At 62.7% G+C, this 22,684-nt stretch carries 23 protein-coding genes and 1 pseudogene; 11 read left to right on the top strand and 13 right to left on the bottom strand.

What is annotated here, in order from left to right; translation table 11 throughout:
* The first annotated feature begins 74 nt into the window (after positions 1–74).
* Positions 75–1,616 carry an APC family permease gene (locus LMH93_RS26560; RefSeq protein ID WP_003253391.1) on the top strand — a complete coding sequence of 514 codons (1,542 nt, stop codon included), beginning with the start codon at positions 75–77 and terminating at the stop codon, positions 1,614–1,616.
* Positions 1,617–1,649: 33 nt separating this feature from the next.
* Here the strand turns inward: LMH93_RS26560 and gmk are convergent, their stop codons facing one another.
* Both gmk and LMH93_RS26550 read right to left on the bottom strand, forming a co-directional pair.
* Positions 1,650–2,270, bottom strand: coding sequence for a guanylate kinase (gene gmk, locus LMH93_RS26555; RefSeq protein WP_004575215.1), 621 nt, complete (start codon positions 2,268–2,270; stop codon positions 1,650–1,652).
* 13 nt (positions 2,271–2,283) lie between these two features.
* Positions 2,284–3,147, bottom strand: coding sequence for a YicC/YloC family endoribonuclease (locus LMH93_RS26550; protein WP_003253395.1), 864 nt, complete (start codon positions 3,145–3,147; stop codon positions 2,284–2,286).
* A 228-nt stretch (positions 3,148–3,375) separates the two neighbouring features.
* Between LMH93_RS26550 and rph the strand changes: the two genes are divergently transcribed.
* Together rph and LMH93_RS26540 are read left to right on the top strand one after the other, a co-directional pair.
* Positions 3,376–4,098: a ribonuclease PH gene (rph, locus tag LMH93_RS26545; protein WP_003253397.1), complete on the top strand. Its 723-nt coding sequence runs from the start codon at positions 3,376–3,378 to the stop codon at positions 4,096–4,098.
* A gap of 23 nt (positions 4,099–4,121) precedes the next feature.
* Positions 4,122–4,490, top strand: a complete 369-nt coding sequence (locus LMH93_RS26540; protein ID WP_003253399.1) for a DUF4870 domain-containing protein — start codon at positions 4,122–4,124, stop codon at positions 4,488–4,490.
* A gap of 33 nt (positions 4,491–4,523) precedes the next feature.
* Here LMH93_RS26540 and LMH93_RS26535 read toward each other — a convergent pair whose 3' ends face one another.
* Positions 4,524–5,303 (bottom strand): exodeoxyribonuclease III, encoded by a 780-nt coding sequence (locus LMH93_RS26535; RefSeq protein ID WP_003253401.1) that lies wholly within the window; start codon positions 5,301–5,303, stop codon positions 4,524–4,526.
* Positions 5,304–5,383: 80 nt separating this feature from the next.
* Between LMH93_RS26535 and pyrE the strand changes: the two genes are divergently transcribed.
* Positions 5,384–6,025: an orotate phosphoribosyltransferase gene (gene pyrE, locus LMH93_RS26530; protein ID WP_014861506.1), complete on the top strand. Its 642-nt coding sequence runs from the start codon at positions 5,384–5,386 to the stop codon at positions 6,023–6,025.
* A 159-nt stretch (positions 6,026–6,184) separates the two neighbouring features.
* Here the strand turns inward: pyrE and argB are convergent, their stop codons facing one another.
* From argB to coaBC, 4 genes and pseudogenes are all read right to left on the bottom strand, one after another.
* Positions 6,185–7,090 (bottom strand): acetylglutamate kinase, encoded by a 906-nt coding sequence (argB, locus tag LMH93_RS26525; protein ID WP_004575216.1) that lies wholly within the window; start codon positions 7,088–7,090, stop codon positions 6,185–6,187.
* Between the two features lie 30 nt (positions 7,091–7,120).
* Positions 7,121–8,488: pseudogene (locus LMH93_RS26520) on the bottom strand (phosphomannomutase/phosphoglucomutase); the annotation flags it as partial.
* A 144-nt stretch (positions 8,489–8,632) separates the two neighbouring features.
* Positions 8,633–9,088 carry a dUTP diphosphatase gene (dut, locus tag LMH93_RS26515; protein WP_003253408.1) on the bottom strand — a complete coding sequence of 152 codons (456 nt, stop codon included), beginning with the start codon at positions 9,086–9,088 and terminating at the stop codon, positions 8,633–8,635.
* A 5-nt stretch (positions 9,089–9,093) separates the two neighbouring features.
* Positions 9,094–10,305, bottom strand: coding sequence for a bifunctional phosphopantothenoylcysteine decarboxylase/phosphopantothenate--cysteine ligase CoaBC (gene coaBC / locus LMH93_RS26510; RefSeq protein ID WP_003253409.1), 1,212 nt, complete (start codon positions 10,303–10,305; stop codon positions 9,094–9,096).
* Positions 10,306–10,431: 126 nt separating this feature from the next.
* Here coaBC and radC point away from each other — a divergent pair, with 126 nt between their 5' ends.
* The gene (radC, locus tag LMH93_RS26505) at positions 10,432–11,112 is read left to right on the top strand and encodes a RadC family protein (RefSeq protein WP_020190327.1); all 681 of its coding nucleotides are present in this window, start codon (positions 10,432–10,434) and stop codon (positions 11,110–11,112) included.
* Positions 11,113–11,246: 134 nt separating this feature from the next.
* Here the strand turns inward: radC and LMH93_RS26500 are convergent, their stop codons facing one another.
* Positions 11,247–12,836, bottom strand: coding sequence for an ABC transporter substrate-binding protein (locus LMH93_RS26500; protein ID WP_230064751.1), 1,590 nt, complete (start codon positions 12,834–12,836; stop codon positions 11,247–11,249).
* 361 nt (positions 12,837–13,197) lie between these two features.
* On the opposite strand from LMH93_RS26500, the gene rpmB reads away from it, so the two are divergent.
* A complete protein-coding gene (rpmB, locus tag LMH93_RS26495; protein ID WP_003253504.1) occupies positions 13,198–13,434 on the top strand; it encodes a 50S ribosomal protein L28 in 237 nt (78 codons plus the stop codon).
* An 11-nt stretch (positions 13,435–13,445) separates the two neighbouring features.
* Positions 13,446–13,601, top strand: coding sequence for a 50S ribosomal protein L33 (gene rpmG, locus LMH93_RS26490; RefSeq protein WP_003253507.1), 156 nt, complete (start codon positions 13,446–13,448; stop codon positions 13,599–13,601).
* Positions 13,602–13,668: 67 nt separating this feature from the next.
* On the opposite strand, the gene LMH93_RS26485 is transcribed toward rpmG, so the two are convergent.
* Positions 13,669–13,872, bottom strand: a complete 204-nt coding sequence (locus LMH93_RS26485) for a hypothetical protein (RefSeq protein WP_003253508.1) — start codon at positions 13,870–13,872, stop codon at positions 13,669–13,671.
* Between the two features lie 83 nt (positions 13,873–13,955).
* A complete protein-coding gene (locus LMH93_RS26480) occupies positions 13,956–14,315 on the bottom strand; it encodes a cupin domain-containing protein (RefSeq protein ID WP_003258971.1) in 360 nt (119 codons plus the stop codon).
* 196 nt (positions 14,316–14,511) lie between these two features.
* Between LMH93_RS26480 and LMH93_RS26475 the strand changes: the two genes are divergently transcribed.
* Entirely contained in the window at positions 14,512–16,005 is a 1,494-nt protein-coding gene (locus tag LMH93_RS26475) for an aldehyde dehydrogenase (protein ID WP_010955785.1), read from the top strand.
* A 110-nt stretch (positions 16,006–16,115) separates the two neighbouring features.
* Entirely contained in the window at positions 16,116–17,255 is a 1,140-nt protein-coding gene (locus LMH93_RS26470) for an MFS transporter (RefSeq protein WP_003253511.1), read from the top strand.
* 36 nt (positions 17,256–17,291) lie between these two features.
* On the opposite strand, the gene LMH93_RS26465 is transcribed toward LMH93_RS26470, so the two are convergent.
* Together LMH93_RS26465 and LMH93_RS26460 are read right to left on the bottom strand one after the other, a co-directional pair.
* Positions 17,292–18,845 (bottom strand): phospholipase D family protein, encoded by a 1,554-nt coding sequence (locus LMH93_RS26465; protein WP_230064750.1) that lies wholly within the window; start codon positions 18,843–18,845, stop codon positions 17,292–17,294.
* 60 nt (positions 18,846–18,905) lie between these two features.
* On the bottom strand, positions 18,906–20,336 hold the full coding sequence (locus LMH93_RS26460; RefSeq protein ID WP_230064749.1) for an aminotransferase-like domain-containing protein: 1,431 nt from the start codon (positions 20,334–20,336) through the stop codon (positions 18,906–18,908).
* Between the two features lie 178 nt (positions 20,337–20,514).
* On the opposite strand from LMH93_RS26460, the gene LMH93_RS26455 reads away from it, so the two are divergent.
* The gene (locus LMH93_RS26455) at positions 20,515–20,745 is read left to right on the top strand and encodes a DUF1127 domain-containing protein (RefSeq protein ID WP_003253515.1); all 231 of its coding nucleotides are present in this window, start codon (positions 20,515–20,517) and stop codon (positions 20,743–20,745) included.
* 146 nt (positions 20,746–20,891) lie between these two features.
* On the opposite strand, the gene LMH93_RS26450 is transcribed toward LMH93_RS26455, so the two are convergent.
* Complete coding sequence (locus LMH93_RS26450; RefSeq protein ID WP_100773688.1) at positions 20,892–22,184, bottom strand: NAD(P)/FAD-dependent oxidoreductase; 1,293 nt, start codon at positions 22,182–22,184, stop codon at positions 20,892–20,894.
* 144 nt (positions 22,185–22,328) lie between these two features.
* Here LMH93_RS26450 and LMH93_RS26445 point away from each other — a divergent pair, with 144 nt between their 5' ends.
* Positions 22,329–22,682 carry a YkgJ family cysteine cluster protein gene (locus tag LMH93_RS26445; protein ID WP_003253518.1) on the top strand — a complete coding sequence of 118 codons (354 nt, stop codon included), beginning with the start codon at positions 22,329–22,331 and terminating at the stop codon, positions 22,680–22,682.
* Positions 22,683–22,684 lie beyond the last annotated feature (2 nt).

Below are 22,684 nucleotides of genomic sequence, written 5' to 3'. Positions count from 1 at the left end.
AGCTTTCAATGAGTGAAAGCGAGCCTTGTACCCAAGGCTTGTTAAAACAATTCCAAAATTTACGGCAAATACTCATGAGCAATTACACAGAAGCCGGCCGCCCACCCGATGTGGCGGCCGACGCGGGCAACACTCAGCGCAGCAAAGGCCTGGCCAAGGGCCGCTTGGGCCTGCTGGCCAGCGTGGTGCTGGGCATTTCCACCATCGCCCCGGTCTATACCCTGACCGGGGCCCTTGGCCCGACCGTACGTGAGGTGGGCGCCCACCTGCCGGCCGTGTTCATCGTGGGCTTCCTGCCGATGCTGCTGGTTGCCCTGGGCTATCGCGAGCTGAACTCGGCGGAGCCGGACAGCGGTACTTCGTTTACCTGGTCGGCGCGTGCATTCGGCCCGATGATCGGCTGGATCGGCGGCTGGGGACTGGTGGTTGCCACCACGATCGTGCTGTCGAACCTGGCAGGTGTGGCGGTGGACTTCTTCTACCTGTTCCTTGGCCAGATCACCGGCAAGCATGAGCTGGCAGCGTTGGCCGACAACCTGTTGATCAACATCGTTACCTGTTGCGTGTTCATTGGTTTGGCAGTGTGGATCTGCTGTCGGGGTATCGCCACCACAATGACTGTGCAGTACGGCTTGGTGGCCCTGCAGTTGCTGGTGTTGATCGGCTTTGCTTTCGCCGCTTTCGGCGGCACCACCGCGCCGCCACCGCTGGCGTTCGATTTCGCCTGGTTCAACCCGTTCGGTGTCGAGTCGTTCTCGGCCTTTGCCGCTGGCCTGTCACTGTCGATCTTCATCTTCTGGGGCTGGGACACTTGCCTGACCGTCAGTGAAGAATCGGTGGGCAGCGAAGAGGTGCCGGGCAAGGCCGCTACCTGGACCGTGATGTTGATTCTCGGCCTGTACCTGTTCACCGCCATCGCCACCCTGCAGTTTGCCGGTATCAGTGAAACGGGTCTGGGCCTGAACAACCCGCGCATCCAGGAGAACGTCTTTGCCCACCTGGCCGGCCCGGTCATGGGGCCGCTGGCGATCCTGATGTCCATCGCTGTGCTGGCCAGTACGGCGGCGTCGCTGCAGTCCACCTTCGTGGCGCCGGCGCGCACCCTGTTGGCCATGGGTTATTACGGCGCTGTACCGCAGAAGTTCGCCAGCGTCTGCCCGCGCTCGCAAACGCCGCGCTATGCCACCATCTGCGCCGGCCTGGCCGCAGGCCTGTTCTACGTAACCATGCGTACGCTGAGCGAGAACGTGCTGGCAGATACCATCACGGCATTGGGCATGATGATCTGCTTCTACTATTCGCTGACCGCGTTTGCCTGCGTCTGGTATTTCCGCGGCAGCCTGTTCGACAGCCTGCGCCATTTCATCATGCGCGGCCTGTGCCCGCTGGTGGGTGGGGTGATCTTGTCGGTGATCTTCGTGCGTACCGCCATCGACAGTGCGTCGCCGGACTTCGGCAGCGGCTCGCATGTGGGCGGTCTGGGGCTGGTGTTCGTGATTGCCGCGATCATCTCGGTGCTTGGTATCGGCCTGATGATGCTGTCGCGCATGCGTGCGCCGGCGTACTTCCTCGGGGCTACCCTGCGTCAGCAGGCTACCTTGCCACTGCAGGAATAAACCAATGGGGCCGCTCTGCGGCCCCATCGATCTTTAGCCGATCATTTGCTTCAGCAGCGCCGCATGACGCTGCTGCTGCTTCTTCAACAGCAGCCGATTCGAGCGGAACACCGCTTTCAAGTCTGCCAGCGCCGCGTCGAAATCATCATTGATGATCACGTAGTCATACTCGTCGTAGTGCACCATCTCGCTGACCGCTTCCTTCATGCGCCCGGCAATGATCTCTTCGCTGTCCTGCCCGCGTCCGTCCAGGCGGTGGCGAAGCGCCTCCTGGCTTGGAGGCAGGATGAACACCGACAGCGCCTCTGGCATCAGCTTGCGCACTTGCTGGGCACCTTGCCAGTCGATTTCCAGGATCAGGTCGTAGCCTTGGTCCAAGGTGTGCTGCAGCGCGCTGCGCGAAGTACCGTAGAAGTTGCCGAACACTTCGGCATGCTCCAGAAAGTCTCCTTGCGCGATCAGCGTCTTGAACTCCTCGTGGACGACGAAGTGATAGTTCACCCCGTGCTGCTCGCCCGGGCGCATGGCGCGGGTAGTGTGCGAGACCGAGACGCGAATCTGCTGGTCGTCTTTGGTCAGGGCGGTGACCAGGCTGGTCTTGCCGGCACCCGAGGGGGCCGAAACGATGTAGAGGGTGCCGCTGCTGTGGTTCATGGTAGGGGTGGCCTTACTCGATGTTCTGTACTTGTTCACGCATCTGTTCGATCAGTACCTTCAGGTTGACCGCCGCTTGCGTGCTGCGTGGGTCGAAGGCCTTGGAGCCAAGGGTGTTGGCCTCGCGGTTGAGCTCCTGCATCAGGAAGTCCAGGCGCCGGCCAGCGGCGCCGCCACCCTTGAGCACGCGGCGCACTTCGGTGACGTGGGTGCTGAGGCGGTCGAGCTCCTCTGCCACGTCGCTTTTCTGGGCCAGCAGTACCATCTCTTGCTCCAGGCGCTGTGGGTCCAGCTCGGCTTGCATGTCGCCGAAGCGGTCGAGAATCTTCTGCCGCTGCGCCGCCAGCATCTGCGGCACCAGGGCGCGCAGGGTCGTGACTTCGCTGGCCATGTTGTCCAGGCGTTCGTTGATCAGCCGCGCCAGTTCCTGGCCTTCGCGCTGGCGCCCGGCCTTGAGTTCGGCCAACGCTTCGTCGAACAGCGCCATGGCTTCGGCGTTCAGTGCCTGTGGGTCGCTGGTGTCGGCCACCAGCACGCCTGGCCATGACAGCACTTCCAGCGGGTTCAGGGGGGCAGGCTGCTTGATCAGGCCCGCCACTTCTTCGGCGGCGGCAACCAGTTGCTTGGCGCGCTCATGGTCCACTTTCAGCGGTTTGCCATTACTGTCTTCGTTGAGGCGCAAGGTGCATTCCACCTTGCCGCGTGACAGGCCCTGGCGCAGGCCTTCACGTACACCGCCTTCGAGGTCGCGCAGGGCCTCGGGCAGGCGCAGGTGCGGCTCCAGGTAACGGTGGTTGACCGAACGCAGCTCCCAGACCAGGGTGCCTTGGCTGCCGGCGCGCTCGACACGAGCAAAAGCGGTCATGCTGTGCACCATGGGGAGTACCTCGCGTAGATGAATGAACGGTGGGAGCCTCTCGGCTGCAAGGCGCAGGATTGTAGCGCAGTGTCGCCGTGGCGCCCAATCCGCCTATGTTACCGACGGGTGGCTACTGCGGTAGGAAAAGGCGACGGGCTGTGCCGGGCGCGACAATAGGCATGTCTTCCCCGGGCTGCGGGCTCTATAATGCTCGGCAGATTCAAAGTCCCAGTACAGGTATCCCAGATGAAACGTCCAAGTGGTCGCGTTGCCGATCAGCTCCGCTCGATCCGCATCACCCGCAACTACACCAAGCACGCCGAAGGGTCGGTACTGGTCGAGTTCGGTGACACCAAAGTCATCTGCACGGTCAGCGTTGAAAACGGTGTACCGCGCTTCCTCAAAGGCCAGGGCCAAGGCTGGCTGACCGCCGAGTATGGCATGCTGCCGCGCTCCACCGGCGAACGTAACCAGCGTGAAGCCAGCCGTGGCAAGCAGGGTGGCCGCACCCTGGAAATCCAGCGCCTGATCGGCCGTTCGCTGCGCGCCGCGCTGGACATGAGCAAGCTCGGTGACATCACCCTGTACGTCGATTGCGACGTGATCCAGGCCGATGGCGGTACCCGTACCGCGTCCATCACCGGCGCCATGGTTGCCTTGTGCGACGCTTTGGCAGTCATCAAGAAGCGCGGCGGCCTCAAGGGCGGCAACCCGCTCAAGCACATGATCGCAGCGGTATCTGTCGGCATGTACCAAGGCGAAGCGGTGCTCGACCTGGACTACTTGGAAGACTCCGCAGCCGAAACCGACCTGAATGTGGTCATGACCAGCGCTGGTGGTTTCATCGAAGTGCAGGGTACTGCCGAAGGCGCACCGTTCCAGCCGGAAGATTTCAACGCCATGCTCGCTCTGGCGCAGAAGGGCATGAACGAGATTTTCGAGCTGCAGCAGGCAGCACTGGCTGACTGAAGCCAGCCACGGAGGTGCGGGGCATGAGCGATTCGAACCTGTCGATCACCCCGCCCAATGCCGAAATCCGGCAATGGGCGATGTTCTGCCACCTCTCCGCGCTGTTGGGCCTGGTAGTGCCGCTCGGGCACCTGCTGGGCCCGCTGGTGCTATGGCACCTCAAGCGCGAGCAAGACCCTTTTATCGATGCCCAGGGCAAAGAGGCGCTGAACTTTCAAATCAGCGTGACCATTGCCGGGTTCATCTGCTTTCTGCTGATGTTCGTGTTTATCGGGCTGGTGCTGTTTGCCATGCTCACGGTGGCAGTGATGATATTGATCATCATTGCGGCGGTGCGGGCGAATGAGGGCAAGCCTTATCGCTACCCGATGATCTGGCGGCCGATCAAATAGCCATTGGGGCTGCAACGCAGCCCCAATGGCCTTTTAGATGGTCAGCGTCCAGTCATAGTCGACGATCAGCGGCGCATGCTGGGAGAAGCGTGGCTGACGCGGCAGGCGAGCGTTGCGTACGAAGCGGCGCAGGCCCGGGGTGAGAATCTGGTAGTCGAACCGGTAGCCCAGGTTAAGCATCTCGGCCTGCTCGTTGTCTGGCCACCAGCTGTACTGGTCGCCTTCACGGCTGACTTCGCGCAAGGCATCGACATACCCCATCTCGCCAGTGATTGCATCCATCCAGGCGCGTTCTGGCGCCAGGAAGCCTGGCGACTGCTGGCTGTCACGCCAGTTTTTGATGTCGAGCTTCTGCTGCGCCACGTAGAACGAGCCGCAATAGATGTATTCGCGACGCTTGCGACGCTGCTTGTCCAGGTACTTGGCGAAGTCGTCCATCAACTTGAACTTCTGGTTCAAGTCTTCGTCGCCGTTCATGCCCGAAGGCAGCAGCAGGCTGGCAATACTGACTTTGTCGAAATCTGCTTGCAGGTAACGCCCGTAGCGGTCGGCTGTCTCGAAGCCCAGGCCGGTGATGACTGCCTTGGGCTGCATGCGCGAGTAAAGGGCCACACCACCTTGGGCTGGCACCTCCGCGTCGCAGGCATAAAGGAAATAGCCATCGAGCTGGAAAGCTGGGTCGTCGAGTTCAAAGGCCGAGGCGCGGGTATCCTGAAGGCAGATGACGTCGGCATTCTGGGCTTGCAGCCAGCTGAGCAAACCACGCTCGGCCGCAGCCTGAATGCCATTTACGTTCACACTGATGATCCGCATAAATGGCCCCATAAATCTCGTGCGTGTATGATACCCGAGCTCAACCCATTTAGCTAAATCCGTGGTGTCCGGGACTATTCATGCAGCCGTATCAGCGCGACTTTATCCGTTTTGCCATCGATCGCGGGGTACTGCGTTTCGGTGAATTCACCCTGAAATCGGGGCGTACCAGCCCGTATTTCTTCAATGCCGGCCTGTTCAACACCGGTTCCGCCCTGGCTGAACTGGGCCGTTGCTACGCCGCCGCCATCGTCGACAGCAAAATCCCCTTCGATGTGCTGTTCGGCCCGGCCTACAAGGGTATCCCTTTGGCGGCGACTACCGCCGTGGCCCTTGCCGACCAGCATCAGCTCGACGTGCCATGGTGCTTCAACCGCAAGGAAGCCAAGGACCACGGCGAAGGTGGCAGCCTGGTCGGCGCGCCGCTGGCCGGTGAAGTGCTGATCATTGACGACGTGATTACTGCCGGTACCGCCATTCGTGAGGTCATGCAGATCATCAATGCCCAGCAGGCCAAGGCCGCTGGTGTACTGATCGCGCTGAACCGTGAAGAGCGCGGCAATGGCGAACTGTCGGCGATCCAGGAAGTGGAACGCGACTTCGGTATCCCGGTGGTCAGCATTGTTTCGCTGACCCAGGTGCTGGAGTTCCTGGCTGACGATCCACAGTTGAAGCAGCACCTGCCGGCTGTGGAGGCCTATCGGGCGCAGTACGGGATCTGATCCTGGCCTAGGAATGAAAAAGGCGACCTTCTTCAGAGGGTCGCCTTTTTTTGTGCCGCCTGATCTGGCCCTTTCGCGGGTAATCCCGCTCCTACACGGGGATTTCCTTTGTAGGAGCGGGTTTACCCGCGAAGAGGCCAGTGCAGGCTAACCGATCAATCAGCGCGGCTTGCGGTTGGTAATCAGGGTGCCCACGCCGCTGTCGGTGAAAATCTCCAGCAGCACTGCATTCGGCACGCGGCCATCAATGATGTGCGAGCTGTTCACGCCGCCCTGTACCGCATCCAGCGCGCACTTGATCTTCGGCAGCATGCCGCCATAAATGGTGCCGTCAGCGATCAGTTCGTTGACCTGCTCGGTGGTCAGGCCTGTCAACACCTGGCCCTGCTTGTCCATCAGGCCGGCGATGTTGGTCAGCAGCATCAGCTTCTCGGCCTTCAGCGCCTCGGCCACCTTGCCCGCCACCAGGTCGGCGTTGATGTTGTACGACTCACCGTTGGCACCCACGCCGATTGGCGCGATGACCGGGATGAAGTCGCCCTTCACCAGCATGTTCAGCAGGTCGGTGTTCACACTCACCACTTCACCGACGTGGCCGATGTCGATGATTTCCGGGGTGGTCATCTCTGGCGTCTGGCGGCTGACGGTCAGCTTGCGGGCGCGGATCAGCTCCGCGTCCTTGCCGGTCAGGCCGATGGCGCTGCCGCCGTGGCGGTTGATCAGGTTGACGATGTCCTTGTTGACCTGGCCACCCAGCACCATCTCCACCACGTCCATGGTCGCCGAGTCGGTGACGCGCATGCCGTCGATGAAGTGGCTCTCGATCGACAAGCGCTTGAGCAGGTCGCCGATCTGTGGGCCACCGCCGTGGACCACCACCGGGTTGATGCCCACAGCCTTCATCAGCACGATGTCACGGGCGAAGCCCGTCTTGAGCTCCTCGCTCTCCATCGCGTTGCCGCCGTACTTGATCACCAGGGTCTTGCCGACAAAGCGGCGGATGTAAGGCAGTGCTTCGGACAAAACCTCGGCTACATGGGAAGCGGCATCGCGATCGAGGGTCATGCAGGGCTCCTGTAAGGAACAGATAGTCGGTCAGAACGGCAGTTGCAGCTCAGGCTCTACCCGCAGCAACTGGGTGCGGAAAACATCCTTGATACGTTGCAATTCGGCGTCGCTGTCGGCCTCGAAACGCAGCACCAGCACCGGGGTGGTGTTGGAGGCGCGAACCAGGCCCCAGCCATTGGCGTAGTCGACCCGCACACCGTCAATGGTGGTCAGGTGGGCTTCGCCCCAGTCGGCGTCGCGTTGCAGTGCATCAATGATGCTGAATTTACCCTCGTCGGTCACATCAATATTGATTTCCGGCGTGGAAATATCATTCGGGAAGGCGGCAAACAGGTCTTCGGCGCTCTGCTGGGTCTTGCTGAGGATCTCCAACAGGCGCGCGGCGCTGTAGATACCGTCGTCAAAACCGTACCAACGTTCCTTGATGAAGATGTGACCGCTCATCTCGCCTGCCAGCAGCGAACCGGTCTGCTTCATCTTCTTCTTGATCAGCGAATGGCCGGTTTTCCACATCAAGGCGCTGCCACCGTGCTGTTCGATCAGCGGGGTCAGGCGGCGGGTGCATTTGACATCGAAGATGATCTCGGCGCCCGGGTTGCGCGACAGCACGTCCTGGGCAAACAGCATCAGCAGGCGGTCGGGGTAGACGATGCTGCCGGTGTTGGTCACCACGCCGACGCGGTCGCCGTCACCGTCGAAGGCCAGGCCGATATCGGCACCGGTTTCCTTGACCTTGGCGATCAGGTCTTCGAGGTTCTCCGGCTTGCCCGGGTCCGGGTGGTGGTTGGGGAAGTTGCCGTCGACCTCGCAGAACAGCGGGATCACTTCGCAGCCCAGGGCTTCGATCAATTGCGGTGCAACCACGCCAGCGGCGCCGTTGCCGCAGTCCACCACCACCTTGAGCTTTTTCGCCAGCTTTACGTCGCCGACGATCTGCTGGAAGTAGCGGTCGAGGATCTCGACCTTTTCCACGCGGCCTTGGGCCAGGGTCAGGTCGTTGGTTTTCAGGCGGGTCAGCAGGGCCTGGATCTGTTCGTTGGCCAAGGTGTCACCGGCGATGACGATCTTGAAACCGTTGTAGTCCGAAGGGTTGTGGCTGCCAGTCAGCATCACACCGGACTTGCCGGCCAGCACGTTGGCTGCGTAGTACAGCGCCGGGGTAGGCACCAGGCCGACGTCGCTGACGTGGCAGCCCGCATCGACCAGGCCTTTGATCAGCTGTTCCACCAGCATCGGGCCCGACAGGCGGCCATCGCGCCCTACCGAAACCTGCGGTTCGCCCTGGGCCAGGCTTTGCGCGCCGATGGCGCGGCCGATCCAGTAGGCAGTTTCGGCGTGAAGGGTCTTGCCGACCACGCCGCGTATGTCATATGCGCGGAAAATGCTGTCGGGCAATGCGGCGGGGACCAGGTGGGCCATGTCGTTCATCTCTGGAAGCTCCATTAGTCAAAGGCTTTCTGGGCAGGCGCAAACTGAACGCTTGGACGGTGGTTTCGCCAGAGAGTTCGCCATCCTTGGCCTGAACGGTCATTTGCCGGCTCAGTGGCTGCCGGAGTGACCGAAGCCGCCAGCGCCACGCTGGCTTTCGTCGAATGCTTCGACGATGTCGAAGTGAGCCTGCACCACCGGTACCAGCACCAGCTGGGCGATGCGCTCGCCCACCGCGATGGTGAACGGCGTGTTGCCGCGGTTCCAGCACGACACCATCAGCTCGCCCTGGTAGTCCGAATCGATCAGGCCGACCAGGTTGCCCAGCACGATGCCATGCTTATGGCCCAGGCCCGAACGCGGCAGGATGACTGCCGCCAGGCCCGGGTCGCCGATGTAGATCGACAGACCGGTAGGAATCAGGATGGTCTGGCCCGGCTCGAGGAGGGTGTCTTCCTTGAGCAGGGCGCGCAGGTCGAGGCCGGCGGAGCCGGGGGTGGCGTACGCGGGTAGCGGGAATTCGCTGCCCAGGCGTGGGTCGAGGATCTTGGCTTGAAGAGCGTGCATGTAACTTATTGAACCTGGTTAAGCCGTTCGGCGATGAAGGCGACCAGTTGCCGGGCAATCTTGCCCTTGCTGGTCTGCGCGAAGAGGGTCTGGTGCTGCTGGCGGTCGATCACGGTCAAGGCATTTTCTTCGCTGTTGAAGCCGATGCTGGGGTTGGCCACATCATTGGCGACGATCAGGTCGAGGTTCTTGTCCTTGAGCTTGCGCGTGGCGTAATCGAGCAGGTGCTCGGTTTCGGCGGCAAAGCCGACGCTGAACGGGCGGTCGGCGCGGCCAGCAATGGTGGCAAGGATATCGGGATTACGCACCATCTGCAGCAGCATGCCGTCGCCGGTCGTAGGATCTTTCTTCAGTTTTTGTGTGGCAACCACTTCGGGGCGGTAGTCCGCAACCGCTGCCGAGGCAATGAACAGGTCGCACGGCATGGCCGCTTCACAGGCCGCGAGCATGTCTCGCGCGCTGACGACGTCGATGCGGCTGACCCGGTCAGGGGTTGGCAAGTGCACAGGGCCCGTGACGAGGGTCACCCGAGCCCCTGCTTCGGCGGCCGCTTCGGCCAGGGCGAAGCCCATCTTGCCGGAGCTATGATTGGTGATGTAGCGCACCGGGTCGATGTTTTCCTGGGTCGGCCCGGCGGTGATCAGCACGTGCTTGCCGGTCAGTGCCTGGCGCTTGAAGCTTTCCGCGGCGCACCAGGCCAGGTCGGTGGCTTCTAGCATGCGCCCCAGGCCAACGTCGCCACAGGCCTGGCTGCCGGATGCCGGGCCGAACACCTGAATGCCACGGCTCTTGAGCAGCTCGAGGTTGGCCTGGGTGGCCGGGTCGCGCCACATGGCCTGGTTCATCGCCGGCGCCACGGCGACGGTGGCGTCAGTGGCCAGCACCAGCGTGGTCAGCAGGTCGTCTGCCATGCCTTGGGCCATGCGTGCCATGAGGTCGGCGGTGGCAGGGGCGATCAACACCAGGTCCGCCCACTTGGCCAGTTCGATATGGCCCATGGCTGCTTCGGCGGCCGGGTCGAGCAGGTCCATGTGCACGGGGTGGCCCGACAGCGCCTGCAGGGTCAGCGGGGTGATGAATTCGGCACCACCCCGTGTCATGACGACGCGCACCTGCGCGCCGTGCTCGAGGAGACGGCGAATCAGCTCGGCGCTTTTGTAGGCGGCAATGCCGCCACCCACGCCGAGAACGATGCGCTTGCGATACAGCCGCTGCATAGGCTTGCCTTTTTCCAGTGAGAGCGGGCGGCGACGTTTGAAAATGCCTGCGGCGGAACGTCGCATGTACGAGGCGAAATAGATTAACACAGGGCCGAAATGGGCCGCAGCAAAGGCAGGGGTGGAATGAACATCAGGGAGTGGCCGGCGGAAGAACGGCCTAGGGAGAAGTTGTTGCAGCGAGGGGCAGGGAGCCTGACAGATACGGAGCTGCTGGCCGTTTTTCTTGGCTCAGGCGTACGTGGGCGTAATGTCGTGGAGCTTTCGCGAGGCTTGTTGGTGAAGTTCGGCAGCTTGCGCCGGTTGCTGGAGGCCGACCGCGAGGCCTTCGTCGGCGAGCTTGGGTTGGGCCCGGTGAGGTACAGCCAGCTGCAGGCACTGCTTGAGATCGGCCGCAGGCACCTTGCAACGTCGATTGAGCGCGAGTCTGCCATGGACAGCCCGGCAGCGGTGCGACGCTACCTGAAAGCCATGCTCAGGCATGAGGCCAGCGAGGTGTTCGGGTGTCTGTTTCTCGATACCAAGCACCGGCCACTGGCATTTGAGATCCTGTTCAGGGGCACGATAGATCGGGCGAGTGTCTATCCGCGAGAGGTGGTGCGACGGGCGTTGGTGCACAACGCTGCGGCATTGATCCTGTGCCACAACCATCCTTCAGGGATCAGTGAACCGAGTCAGGACGATGTGCATTTGACCCTGTCGTTGAAGCGGGGGCTGGCGTTGATTGATGTGCGGGTGCTGGATCACATCATCATTGGTGATGGGGAGCCGTTGTCGATGGTCGAGCATGGGTGGATTGTGGCCTGAGGGACTACTGAGAGCCTTATAGGGTCAGTACGGGCCCTTTCGCGGGTAAACCCGCTCCTACAGGGGTAGCGTCAACTGCCAGGCTGGCGCTGTCCTGTAGGAGCGGGTTTACCCGCGAAGAGGCCGGTACAGGCTTATTTGGTCACCGTCACCTTGCTGAAATCCAGCCGTCCGAACGGGCTCACCTGGTACCCCTCGACGCCTTGGCGCAGCAGGGTCGCCGCCGTCGGGTGCGCCAGTGGCACCCACAGCGCCTGCTGCTGGATCAGTGTCTGCGCCTGCTGGTACAGCCGGCTGCGCACGCTCTGGTCGTTGGTGGTGCGCCCGGCGCTGATCAACTGGTCGAGGCGGCTGTCGCAGAAGCGTGCGAAGTTGGTCCCTGACTCGACCGCCGCACAGGAAAACTGCGGGCTGAGGAAGTTGTCCGGGTCGCCGTTGTCGCCCGCCCAGCCCATGAACAGCAAGTCATGCTCGCCGGCCTTGGCGCGGCGTATCAGTTCGCCCCACTCGATCACGCGGATCTCCGCTTTCACGCCAATCTTCGCCAGGTCGGCTTGCAGCATCTGCGCGCCAAGGCTGGGGTTGGGGTTGAGCAGGCTACCCGAGGGCCGGGTCCAGATGGTGGTACTGAAGCCTTTGGCCAGCCCGGCCTTGGCCAGCAGGGCTTTGGCTTTCTTCAGGTCCAGCGGGTAGCCGGGCAGGTCCTTGGCGTAGCTCCAGGTGTTAGGCGGGTAGGGGCCGTTGGCAGCCACCGCAGAGTCTTCGAACACGGCCTTGAGGTAGGCCTGCCTGTCGAAGGCCAGGTTGATCGCCTGGCGCACTTCCGGCTTGTCCAGCGGCGGGTGCTGGCTGTTGATGGCGACGAAGGCAGTCATGAATGCCGGGGTGGTGGCCACCTTGAGGTTACCGTCCTTGCCCGCTTCGGCAATGTCCAACGGCTTGGGCGACAGGGCAACCTGGCACTCGCCACGCTTGAGCTTCTGCAGGCGCACGTTGGCATCGGTGGTGATGGCGAAGATCAGCGGGTCGACCGCCGGCTTGCCGGCGAAGTAGTCCGGGTTGGCGCGGTAGCGCACCACGGCGTCTTTCTGGAAACGCTGGAACACGAACGGCCCGGTGCCGATCGGTTGGTTGTTGAGATTTTCCGGTGTGCCGGCCTTGAGCAGCTTGTCGGCGTATTCGGCGGAGTAGATCGAGGCGAAGCCCATGCTCAGGGTGGCCAGGAAGGTGGCGTCCGGGTGGCTGAGGGTGAAGCGCACGGTGTTCGGCGACGGTGCCTCGATCGCCTTGATCAGGCTGCCCAGCTGCAGCGATTGGGCATGCGGGTAGCCGCCCGGCGCAGTCTTGTGCCAGGCATGGGCCGGGTAGAGCATGCGCTGGAAGCTGAACAGCACGTCGTCGGCATTCAGCTTGCGGCTTGGCTTGAAGTAGGGGGTGCTGTGAAACTTGACGTCATCGCGCAGGGTGAAGTCATACACCAGGCCGTCGGCCGATACCGTCCAGCTGGTCGCCAGGCTCGGCACCACCTTGCCTTGCGCCGCATCGAACTCCACCAGGCGGTTCATCAGCACGTCGGCGGTGGCGTTGGTGGTGGTGAGCGAGTTGTACTGCACCACGTCGAAACCTTCGGGGCTGGCCTCGCTGCAAACGCTCAGCGGAGCGGCCTGGGCAGCGCCAGTGGCGAACAGGGTGGTGAACAATAAGGAAAGTGCGGCGACACGCATGGTGGCTCCTTGGCTGTCAGTGGCCCATCTGCCAGTGCAGTCTGGAAAAGGCTTACCCTAGTGCGCCCGCCGGCAAATGACCACACCCTTTTTTGCAAATCTTGCGACGAGCGGTCGACGACTGGCGGGGCCTGCCGCTATGCTGGCCCGGCGCGTTCTGGCTAGCGGTAATGTGCATCTACTGTTGTTGCAGCCAAGTCTTTCTGGTATAAAGCAGCGCTCTTTTCTAGGGGCTCGGCCTGTCGCATCAGCGGATCCGGTCGATAAGGCCTCCAGAATCACGGCGCCCAGGCGCCAAAGACTGAGAGATTAAGCGGCCAACCCATGCCGGGTTGGGCATGTGGTTTTAGAGGGCTGAGTCATGTCGAGAGTCTGTCAAGTTACTGGTAAGGGTCCAGTAACCGGGAACAACATTTCCCACGCAAACAACAAAACCCGTCGTCGTTTCCTGCCGAACCTGCAGCACCACCGTTTCTGGGTTGAATCCGAGAAGCGTTTCGTGCGTCTGCGCGTTTCCGCCAAAGGCATGCGTATCATCGACAAGCGCGGCATCGACGCCGTTCTGGTTGACATCCGTAAAGCTGGCGCCAAGGTTTAAGGGAGAGCATCATGCGTGAATTGATCCGTCTGGTTTCGAGTGCCGGTACCGGCCACTTCTACACCACCGACAAGAACAAGCGCACCACCCCGGACAAAATCGAGATCAAGAAATATGATCCGGTTGTTCGCAAGCACGTGGTGTACAAGGAAGCCAAGATCAAGTAATTGATCGGCGACCTGAAAAAAAACCCGCATCCGAAAGGACGCGGGTTTTTTTTGGGCTGCAGCAGGGTCAGTTGAAGGCGAAGCTCTGGATCATCAGGTCGGCGTCGGCCTTGATCTGGATGCGCTCGGCGTCGTAGTCGCGGGTGGACATCTCGTTGGGGCCAACCACGCGAGTGCGCCCGGTGAGGGCGCAGATGGTGCCTTTCAGTTCCGGCACATAGCGGGTGCCGACCAGGTGAGCGAGGGTTTGCAGAACTTCTTCGTTGGTCATGCTGATTTTCCTTGTGAGGCTGAATGGCCCGAAACGGGCAGGGTCATCCTCACGCATGCCTGCAAAATCCCTGCGCTACATAATTATTTCTGCTCGAACATCACATAGATCTTGCGGCACGGCTCCAGCACCTCCCAAGTGCCTTTGAAGCCGGCGGGGATGACAAACCGATCGCCGGCACGCAGGGTTTTAGCCCCACCGTCCTGGTCGCGCAGCACCGAAACGCCCTGGACGATCTCGCAGTATTCGTGCTCCGTGTAGTTCACTGTCCACTGGCCCACCTCACCTTCCCATACGCCAGCGGCAAACTGCCCACACGGGCTGGAATAATGGTTGTAGACCGCCTGGTCCGGTTCGCCCTTGAGAATTTTCTCTGCAGCCGGGCGGTAGCGTTCGGCCTCGGTGATGACCTGCGCGAAGTCGATGATGCTATCAATACTCATGGTTCGGCTCCTGTTGTTGTTTAATAAAATGAACATCAGTAGGCTTTTGAGCCTCTCGTGTCAAATATATTGATAGTTTACCCCGGCTGGTTTAGGGTATCGCTTGCCAGTGTGCGCGTGGCGCCCGGCCAGAATTCTGACAACGCCTGTGAGTCCTCAGTGCGGCGTTGCACCTAAACAAGAGGAGGAGTTTCGTATGACCACCCTGACCCGTGCGGACTGGGAACAACGTGCCCAGCAACTGAAGATCGAAGGCCGTGCCTTCATCAACGGCGAATACACCGATGCCGTATCCGGTGAAACCTTCGAGTGCCTGAGCCCGGTCGACGGACGCTTCCTGGCCAAGGTTGCCAGCTGCGACCTGGCCGATGCCAACCGCGCTGTAGAAAACGCCCGTGCCACCTTCAACTCCGGCGTGTGGTCGCAGCTGGCCCCGGCCAAGCGCAAGGCCAAGCTGATCCGTTTCGCCGACCTGCTGCGCAAGAACGTCGAAGAGCTGGCGCTGCTGGAAACGCTGGACATGGGCAAGCCGATTGGCGACTCCTCCAGTATCGACATCCCAGGTGCGGCCCAAGCCATCCACTGGACTGCCGAAGCCATCGACAAGGTCTACGACGAAGTTGCCCCGACCCCGCATGATCAGCTTGGCCTGGTTACTCGCGAGCCGGTAGGTGTGGTCGGTGCCATCGTACCTTGGAACTTCCCGCTGCTGATGGCCTGCTGGAAGCTCGGCCCGGCGTTGGCCACCGGTAACTCGGTCGTGCTCAAGCCGTCCGAAAAATCGCCGCTGACTGCCATCCGCATCGCCCAACTGGCGATCGAAGCCGGTATCCCGGCTGGCGTGCTGAACGTGCTGCCAGGCTATGGCCACACCGTGGGCAAGGCACTGGCCCTGCACATGGACGTCGATACCCTGGTGTTCACCGGTTCGACCAAGATCGCCAAGCAGCTGATGGTTTACGCGGGCGAGTCGAACATGAAGCGCATCTGGCTGGAAGCCGGTGGCAAGAGCCCGAACATCGTCTTTGCCGATGCCCCGGACCTGCAAGCTGCCGCCGAAGCCGCCGCCAGCGCCATCGCCTTCAACCAGGGCGAAGTGTGCACTGCAGGTTCCCGACTGCTGGTCGAGCGTTCGATCAAGGACAAATTCCTGCCGATGGTGGTAGAAGCCCTGAAAGGCTGGAAGCCAGGCAACCCGCTGGACCCGCAGACCACTGTCGGTGCCTTGGTCGATACCCAGCAGATGAACACCGTACTGTCGTACATCGAGGCTGGCCACAAGGACGGCGCCAAGCTGCTGGCCGGCGGCAAGCGCACCCTGGAAGAGACCGGTGGCACCTACGTCGAGCCGACCATCTTCGACGGCGTGACTAACGCCATGCGCATTGCCCAGGAAGAAATCTTCGGCCCGGTGCTGTCGGTGATTGCCTTCGACACCGCCGAAGAAGCCGTGGCCATTGCCAACGACACCCCGTATGGCCTGGCAGCGGGTATCTGGACCTCGGACATTTCCAAGGCCCACAAAACCGCCCGTGCCGTGCGTGCGGGCAGCGTCTGGGTCAACCAGTACGATGGTGGCGACATGACCGCGCCGTTCGGTGGCTTCAAACAGTCGGGCAACGGCCGTGACAAGTCGCTGCACGCACTGGAGAAGTACACCGAGCTGAAGGCGACCTGGATCAAGCTGTAACCCGGTAGGTCCTTTTCGCGGGCAAGCCCGCTCCTGCAGGTCTTCGCGACCGATGCAGGAGCGGGCTTGCCCGCAAATGGGCCCCTGGAAATATTGGCTGGGAGGCTGCAATGCGTTGGGGTACCTACTTCGCCGTACTGGCATCGGTGCTCAGTGTCGGGCTGGCGCTCGGCGTGAGCATGCCGCTGGTGTCCCTGCGCCTGGAGGCCTGGGGCTACGGCAGCTTCGCCATCGGCGTGATGGCGGCAATGCCGGCGTTGGGCGTACTGGCCGGCGCCAGCCTGGCCAGCCGCCTGGCAGGTTGGGTTGGCGTACCTTCGGCGATGCGCCTGTGCCTGTGGGGCGGGGCGCTGTCGATTGGCCTGCTCGCGTTGCTGCCTAGTTACCCGTTATGGCTGCTGCTGCGGCTGATGATCGGCATGTCCCTGACCGTGGTGTTCATCCTCGGCGAAAGCTGGATCAACCAACTGGTGGTCGAACAGTGGCGTGGCCGGTTGGTGGCGCTGTATGGCAGCAGCTACGCCTTGAGCCAGTTGGCCGGGCCGTTGGTGCTGGGTTTCCTTGGCTCTGATGACGACTTCGGCTTCTGGGCGGCGACCGGTCTGCTGCTGGCCGCGCCGCTGGTTCTGCTGGGGCGTGGTGGGGCGCCGAGCACGGAAGCTTGCAGTGTCACCTTTGGCGACCTGTTCGCCTTCTGCCGACGCTTGCCGGTAATTGCCTGGGCCATTGCCCTGTTCGCCTCGTTCGAGGCGATGATCCTCACGTTGCTGCCGGTGTATTGCCTGCAGCAGGGCTTCAGTACCGAAATCGCCTTGTTCATGGTGAGTACCGTGGTGGTGGGTGATGCGGTGCTGCAGTTGCCCATCGGCGCGCTGGCCGACCATATGTCGCGACGTACCTTGTTCACTGGCTGTGCGGTGACCCTGCTGGTGTCCAGCCTGGCGATCCCGCTGCTGTTGCACACACCGGTTATCTGGCCATTGTGGGTGTTGTTCGGCGCCAGTGCCGGCGGCCTGTTCACCTTGTCGCTGGTGCTGATCGGTGAGCGCTACCGCGATGATGAGTTGGTACGGGCCAATGCCCACGTGGCTCAGCTGTGGGGTATTGGCTGTTTGCTCGGGCCGTTGTTGGCGGGGGCGGGGAGCCAGTGGATCAGCGGGCATGCGTTGCTGTTCCTGATGGCGGCCGGGGCTGCGGGGTTGGTGGTATTGACCCGGCGGCGCGGAGCCTTTGAGCCGGTTTCTGCCTGATGATTGTTGGGGGCCGCAAGGCCCCCGGAATCGCAGCTACAGCATCTTCTCCAAGCCAACCGCCTTGCTGATCCAGGCATTGAGCCGCCGCCAGACCCCACCCGGCTCAGACGTCAGCACGTGCCGGCGGCCATTGTCCTCGGTCGCCCACACCAGCTTGTTACCTATCAGTTTCACCTGATAGCTCAGCGCAGGCGCCATACCCTGCTGGGCCAGCTCGCGGGTGTATTCGGCCAGCTCCGGGCTGTCCACCAGTACCCCGACCTCGGTGTTCCACAATACTGAGCGCGGGTCGAAGTTGAACGAGCCGATGAAGGTCTTGCGCCGGTCGAACACGATCGCCTTGGTGTGCAGGCTCGAATCCGAGCTGCCACGGAAACCCAGTCGCCCCGCGCTGGGGTCGCCTGGCTGGCGGCGAAGCTCGTAAAGCTGCACCCCGTGCTCAAGCAAGGCACGACGATAGGGTGCATAGCCTCCATGCACTGCCGGCACGTCGGTGGCTTCCAGCGAGTTGGTCAGCAGCTTCACCGAAACGCCAGCGTCGGCGCGGCCGGTCAGGTACAGCAGCCCCGGTTCGCCCGGTACAAAGTAGGCCGATGCCAGGACCAACTCGCGGTGCACGTTAGCCAGGTCCGGTGCCAGTTGCTGGCTCAGCAGTAATTGCGGGTCCGGTTCGTCTTCGGCCAACACCTTGCTGGGCGCATCCCATAGCGCCTGGGCGTGAGCCCAGATCAGCTCGTTGCGCCACACATCCAGGCGCGGCTGCGACTGGTAGGCCATCAAGCGGTCGTACAGGGCCTTGCGCTGGGTCCTGGCTTTGGCCAGCGACACTTCCAGGCGCTGGCGGCTGGCCCGCAGGTCGTTGGCATCCGGGTCATGCCAGAGGAAGTCGGTGATCGGCCGGCTGAGGGCGCTGTTCCAGTACTGGTCGAAGCTGTGCCCCAACTGCTCGGCTACCGGGCCCACGCCCAGCAGGTCGATGTCGGTGAAGTTGAGGTTGGGCTCGGCATCGAAATACTCGTCGCCCAGGTTGCGCCCGCCGACGATGGCCATGCTGTTGTCCACCAGGAACAGCTTGTTGTGCATGCGCCGGTGCTGGCGCGACAAGTTGAACAGCCGGCCCACGGCGCGCGTAACGCCGGTACTGCGCCCCAGATGCAGTGGGTTGAACACTCGAATCTGGATGTTCGGGTGGGCATTAAGGGTGCCCATGACGGTGTCCAGGCCGTCGCTGGTGGTGTCGTCGAGCAGGATGCGCACGCGCACGCCACGGTCGGCAGCGCGCAGCAGTTCATGCACAAGGGCGCGGGTACTGAGGCCGTCGTGGACGATGTAGTACTGCAGGTCGATGCTCGCCTGGGCGTTGCGTATCAGTTCGGCGCGGGCGCGAAATGCCTCGTTGCTGTTGGGCAGCAGGCGAAAGCCCGAGCGGCCGCCATAGGGCGCGGCCTGGCGCAGCACCGAGCGGCCAAAGGCCGATTCGTGGGCCGGCAACGCCTGGCTGGTTTCGCGGGGCGCGCTGATGCTTGTGCAACCGGCAAGGCCGAGCAACAACACCAGCAGCAGAGGCAAGGCTCGCTGGAGTCTCAAGGGTGGACCGTCCTGTGCAGCAAGGGCTTTAGGGGTTTGACCGTGACGGGCGGCGCAAAGTTACGCGTCGGCGCTTTCGTCATCCAGTAGACGAAGGGCGGTTTCACCTACCTTACGCACGGAGGCTTCGATTTGCGGCGTTGGCCTGGCGGCGAAATTCATGCGCAGGCAGTGGCGGAACTTGCCCGAGGCCGAAAAAATGCTGCCCACGGCAACCTGCACGCCCTGCTCCAGTAAAGCGCGGTTCAGCCGAAGCGTATCGAGATGTTCGGGTAATTCCACCCACAGCATGAAGCCGCCCTGGGGCCGGCTGACCCGGGTGCCCGCCGGGAAGTAGCGGGTCACCCAGTCGCTCATCAGGTCGCGGCCACGCTGGTACTGGCTGCGCATGCGCCGTACATGGGGCTGGTAGTGCCCGGCGGCGATGAAATCGGCGATGGCCAGCTGAGGCTGGCTGGCGGTGCTGCCGGTGCTGATGTATTTCATGTGCAGCACGCGCTCCAGGTAGCGCCCGGGCGCCACCCAGCCGATCCGCAGGCCGGGCGCGAGGGTTTTGGAGAACGAACTGCAGAGCAGCACGCGGCCATCGTCGTCGAACGACTTCAGGGTGCGTGGGCGTGGGTAGGTATAGGCCAGGTCGCCGTACACATCGTCTTCCAGAATTGCCACGTCATAGCGTTGGGCGAGGCTCAACAGGGCCTTCTTGCGTGCCTCGGGCATGATGTAGCCCAGCGGGTTGTTGCAGTTGGGGGTGATCTGGATGAGCTTGATCGGCCACTGCTCCAGGGCCAGCTCCAGCGCCTCCAGGCTGATGCCGGTGACCGGGTCCGTGGGGATTTCCAGCGCTTTCATGCCCAAGCCTTTGAGGGTTTGCATGGCGCCGTGGAAGCTGGGCGAGTCGACCGCGACGATGTCGCCTGGCTCGCAGACCGCGCGGATGCTGCATGACAGCGCCTCATGGCAGCCGGTGGTGATCACCAGGTCGGCCGGCCCCAGGCGGCAGCCGGAGTCGAGCATCAGCCGGGCCACCTGTTCGCGCAGGGCCAGGTTACCGTGGATGTTGTCGTAGTACAGGCCAGGCATGTCCTGGCGCCGGCTCAACTGGGCAAGGCTGCGCAGCAGCGGCTTCAGGGTAGGGCTGTCGATGTCGGGCATGCCGCGGCCGAGTTGCACCACATCCTGGCGCGGCGTACTGCGCACCAGCTCCAGCACCTGTTCCCACTGCGAGATGTCCACCGGGCGCTGGGCTGGGCGGCTGACTGCGGGCAGTGCCGGCAACTGCCGTTGGTCGCTGACGAAGTAGCCGGACTTGGGCCGCGGCGAGACCATGCCGCTGTCTTCGAGCATGCGATAGGCCTGCTGCACGGTGCTCAGGCTGACCCCATGCTCCTCACTCAGTGCGCGTACAGACGGCAGGCGCTGGCCAGGGCGATAGAGGCCCTGCTCGATGCGGGCGCCGAGTATTTCGGCGAGATTCAGGTAGAGGGTCACGGCATACTCCTGCGCTGCATTGGCATAGCGACCGGTACAGTTGGCCCGAAAATACAGCATTCAGTCGGCCAGCGGCCAATTCTGTATGGGAATAATAAGGCTGTATTGGATCTGTATTGTCGAGGGTGCCGACGCGCATGCTTTCTCCATGGTAACCACTGAACGGGAGGATGCGGTGATGGGTGGCATGAGCGATGTGCGCTTGCAACTGTTGGCCAAGGAACTGGAAGCCGGGCAGCAGGCCAAGGTGTTCAACGCGCCAGAGGGTTTGGGGCGTTGGGGGCTGATGCTGCATCGCTGGCATACCCGCAGGGCGTTGCTGCAGCTGACCGATGACGAGTTGCGCGATGTCGGGCTGAGCTGGGAGCAGGCCCGGATAGAAGGGCGGAAACCCTTCTGGAAGGACTGACACGGTTACCCAGGGTTTGCTCAAGCCTGGACGATTGTGCGGCCCATGTGGGAGGAGGTCTACCCGCGAGGCAGGCAGCTCGGAGCATGGCACCGGCCTCGCCGGTGTTCGCGGGTGAACCCGCTCCTACAGGGGCCGCACAGCTCTCAAGTCAGCTCTTTGAGGCGATGCCACAGCATCCCCAGCGCCAGCAGTGGCGAGCGCAGGTGCTTGCCGCCAGGGAAGGTGATGTGCGGCACTTTGTTGAAAAGGTCGAAGCGCCCGCTTTCCTGGCCACTGATGGCTTCACCCAGCAGGCGTGCGGCCAGGTGGGTGGCGTTGAGCCCATGGCCCGAGTAGGCCTGGGCGTAATACACGTTCGGCTGGCTGGCCAGGCGGCCAACCTGCGGCAGGCGATTGGCACCAATGCCGATCATGCCACCCCACTGGTAGTCGATGCGCACGTCGGCAAGCTGTGGGAACACCTTGAGCATCTTTGGCCGCATGTAGGCGGCGATGTCCTTCGGGTCGCGGCCTGAATAGTGGCAGGCACCGCCAAACAGCAGGCGGTGGTCGGCGGACAGGCGGTAGTAGTCCAGCGCCACGCGCTGGTCACACACCGCCATATTCTGCGGCAGCAATGCGCGTGCGCGTTCTTCGCCCAGCGGCTCGGTGGCGATGATGTAGCTGCCGGCCGGCAGCACCTTGCCGCCCAGCTCGCGGTTGAGGTCGTTGTGGTAGGCGTTGCAGCACAGTACCAGGGTCTTGGCGCGTACCCGGCCTTGGGCAGTATGCACCTGCACTTCTGTGCCGTAGTCGATGCGGGTGACTTCGGATTGCTCGAACAACTTCACGCCCAGGCGGGCGGCTGCGGCGGCTTCACCCAGTGCCAGATTGAGCGGATGCAGATGCCCGGAGCCCATGTCGACCAACCCGCCCACGTAGCAATCGGCACCGACCACGCTGTGGATATCGTCCTTGCCGACCAGCCGCAGCTCATGTGCATAGCCCAGACTGCGCAGGTCCTCGGCGTCTTGGGCAAAGCCCAGCAGCTCGGCGGGTTTGTTGGCCAGGTCGCAGTAGCCCCAGGCCAGGTCGCAGGCGATGGCATGCTTTTCAACCCGCTCGCGCACGATCTGTACGGCCTCCAGGCCCATCAGTTTCATGGTGCGCACGCCTTCTTCGCCGATGACCGGGAGGAACTGCTCCAGACCATGGCCGACCCCTCGGATCAGTTGCCCGCCATTGCGCCCACTGGCGCCCCAGCCAAGTTTGCGCGCTTCCAGCAGGATGACCGAGAAACCACGCTCGGCCAGCTCGATGGCGGTGTTCAGGCCGGAGTAGCCGCCGCCGATGATGCACACGTCGGCGTTGTGTTCGCCTTGCAGGTAGGCGTGGTCGGGGTGTGGCGCGCTGCTGGCGGCGTAATAGGAGGCGGCGTGCTGCGCGCTGTGGATCATTGGGGCGGCCCTGAAAAATGGAGGGGGGACGAGGATAAGCTGTGCCATCGCGGCCGGGCAACCAGCGAGGGCTTCATGCTCGTTCGCGGGTGAGCCCGCGAATAAGCCTATAATCCAATCACTTTTGTCAGCTTGTATCCCGTCATGTCCTGTAACCGCCACAAGATCCACTTCCTGCGCGAACTCATCCCCTCTTTCGAGTGCGAGCCCGGCTGCCACGACTGCTGCGGCCCGGTCACCACCTCGGCGGAAGAAATGGCCCGGCTGCCGCGCAAGTCCCAGGCCGAGCAGGACGCTGCTCTGGAGCGTCTGGACTGCGTGCACCTGGGCCCCAACGGCTGCACGGTGTATGAAGAGCGGCCGATGATCTGCCGGCTGTTCGGTACCACCCCGCGCATGGCCTGCCCGCGGGGTCGTGGCCCTGAACCGATGATCGACCCCGCCGCTGAACAGTTGGTCCACCAGTTCATTGCCACCACCCGCCAGGTGCTGGTCTAGCC

It is taken from the genome of Pseudomonas sp. CIP-10 (assembly GCF_020911845.1).
GTDB classification, from domain to species: domain Bacteria; phylum Pseudomonadota; class Gammaproteobacteria; order Pseudomonadales; family Pseudomonadaceae; genus Aquipseudomonas; species Aquipseudomonas alloputida.
The sequence above is the reverse complement of the archived record's forward strand: the minus strand, read 5'-3'. Positions and strand labels throughout refer to the sequence as shown.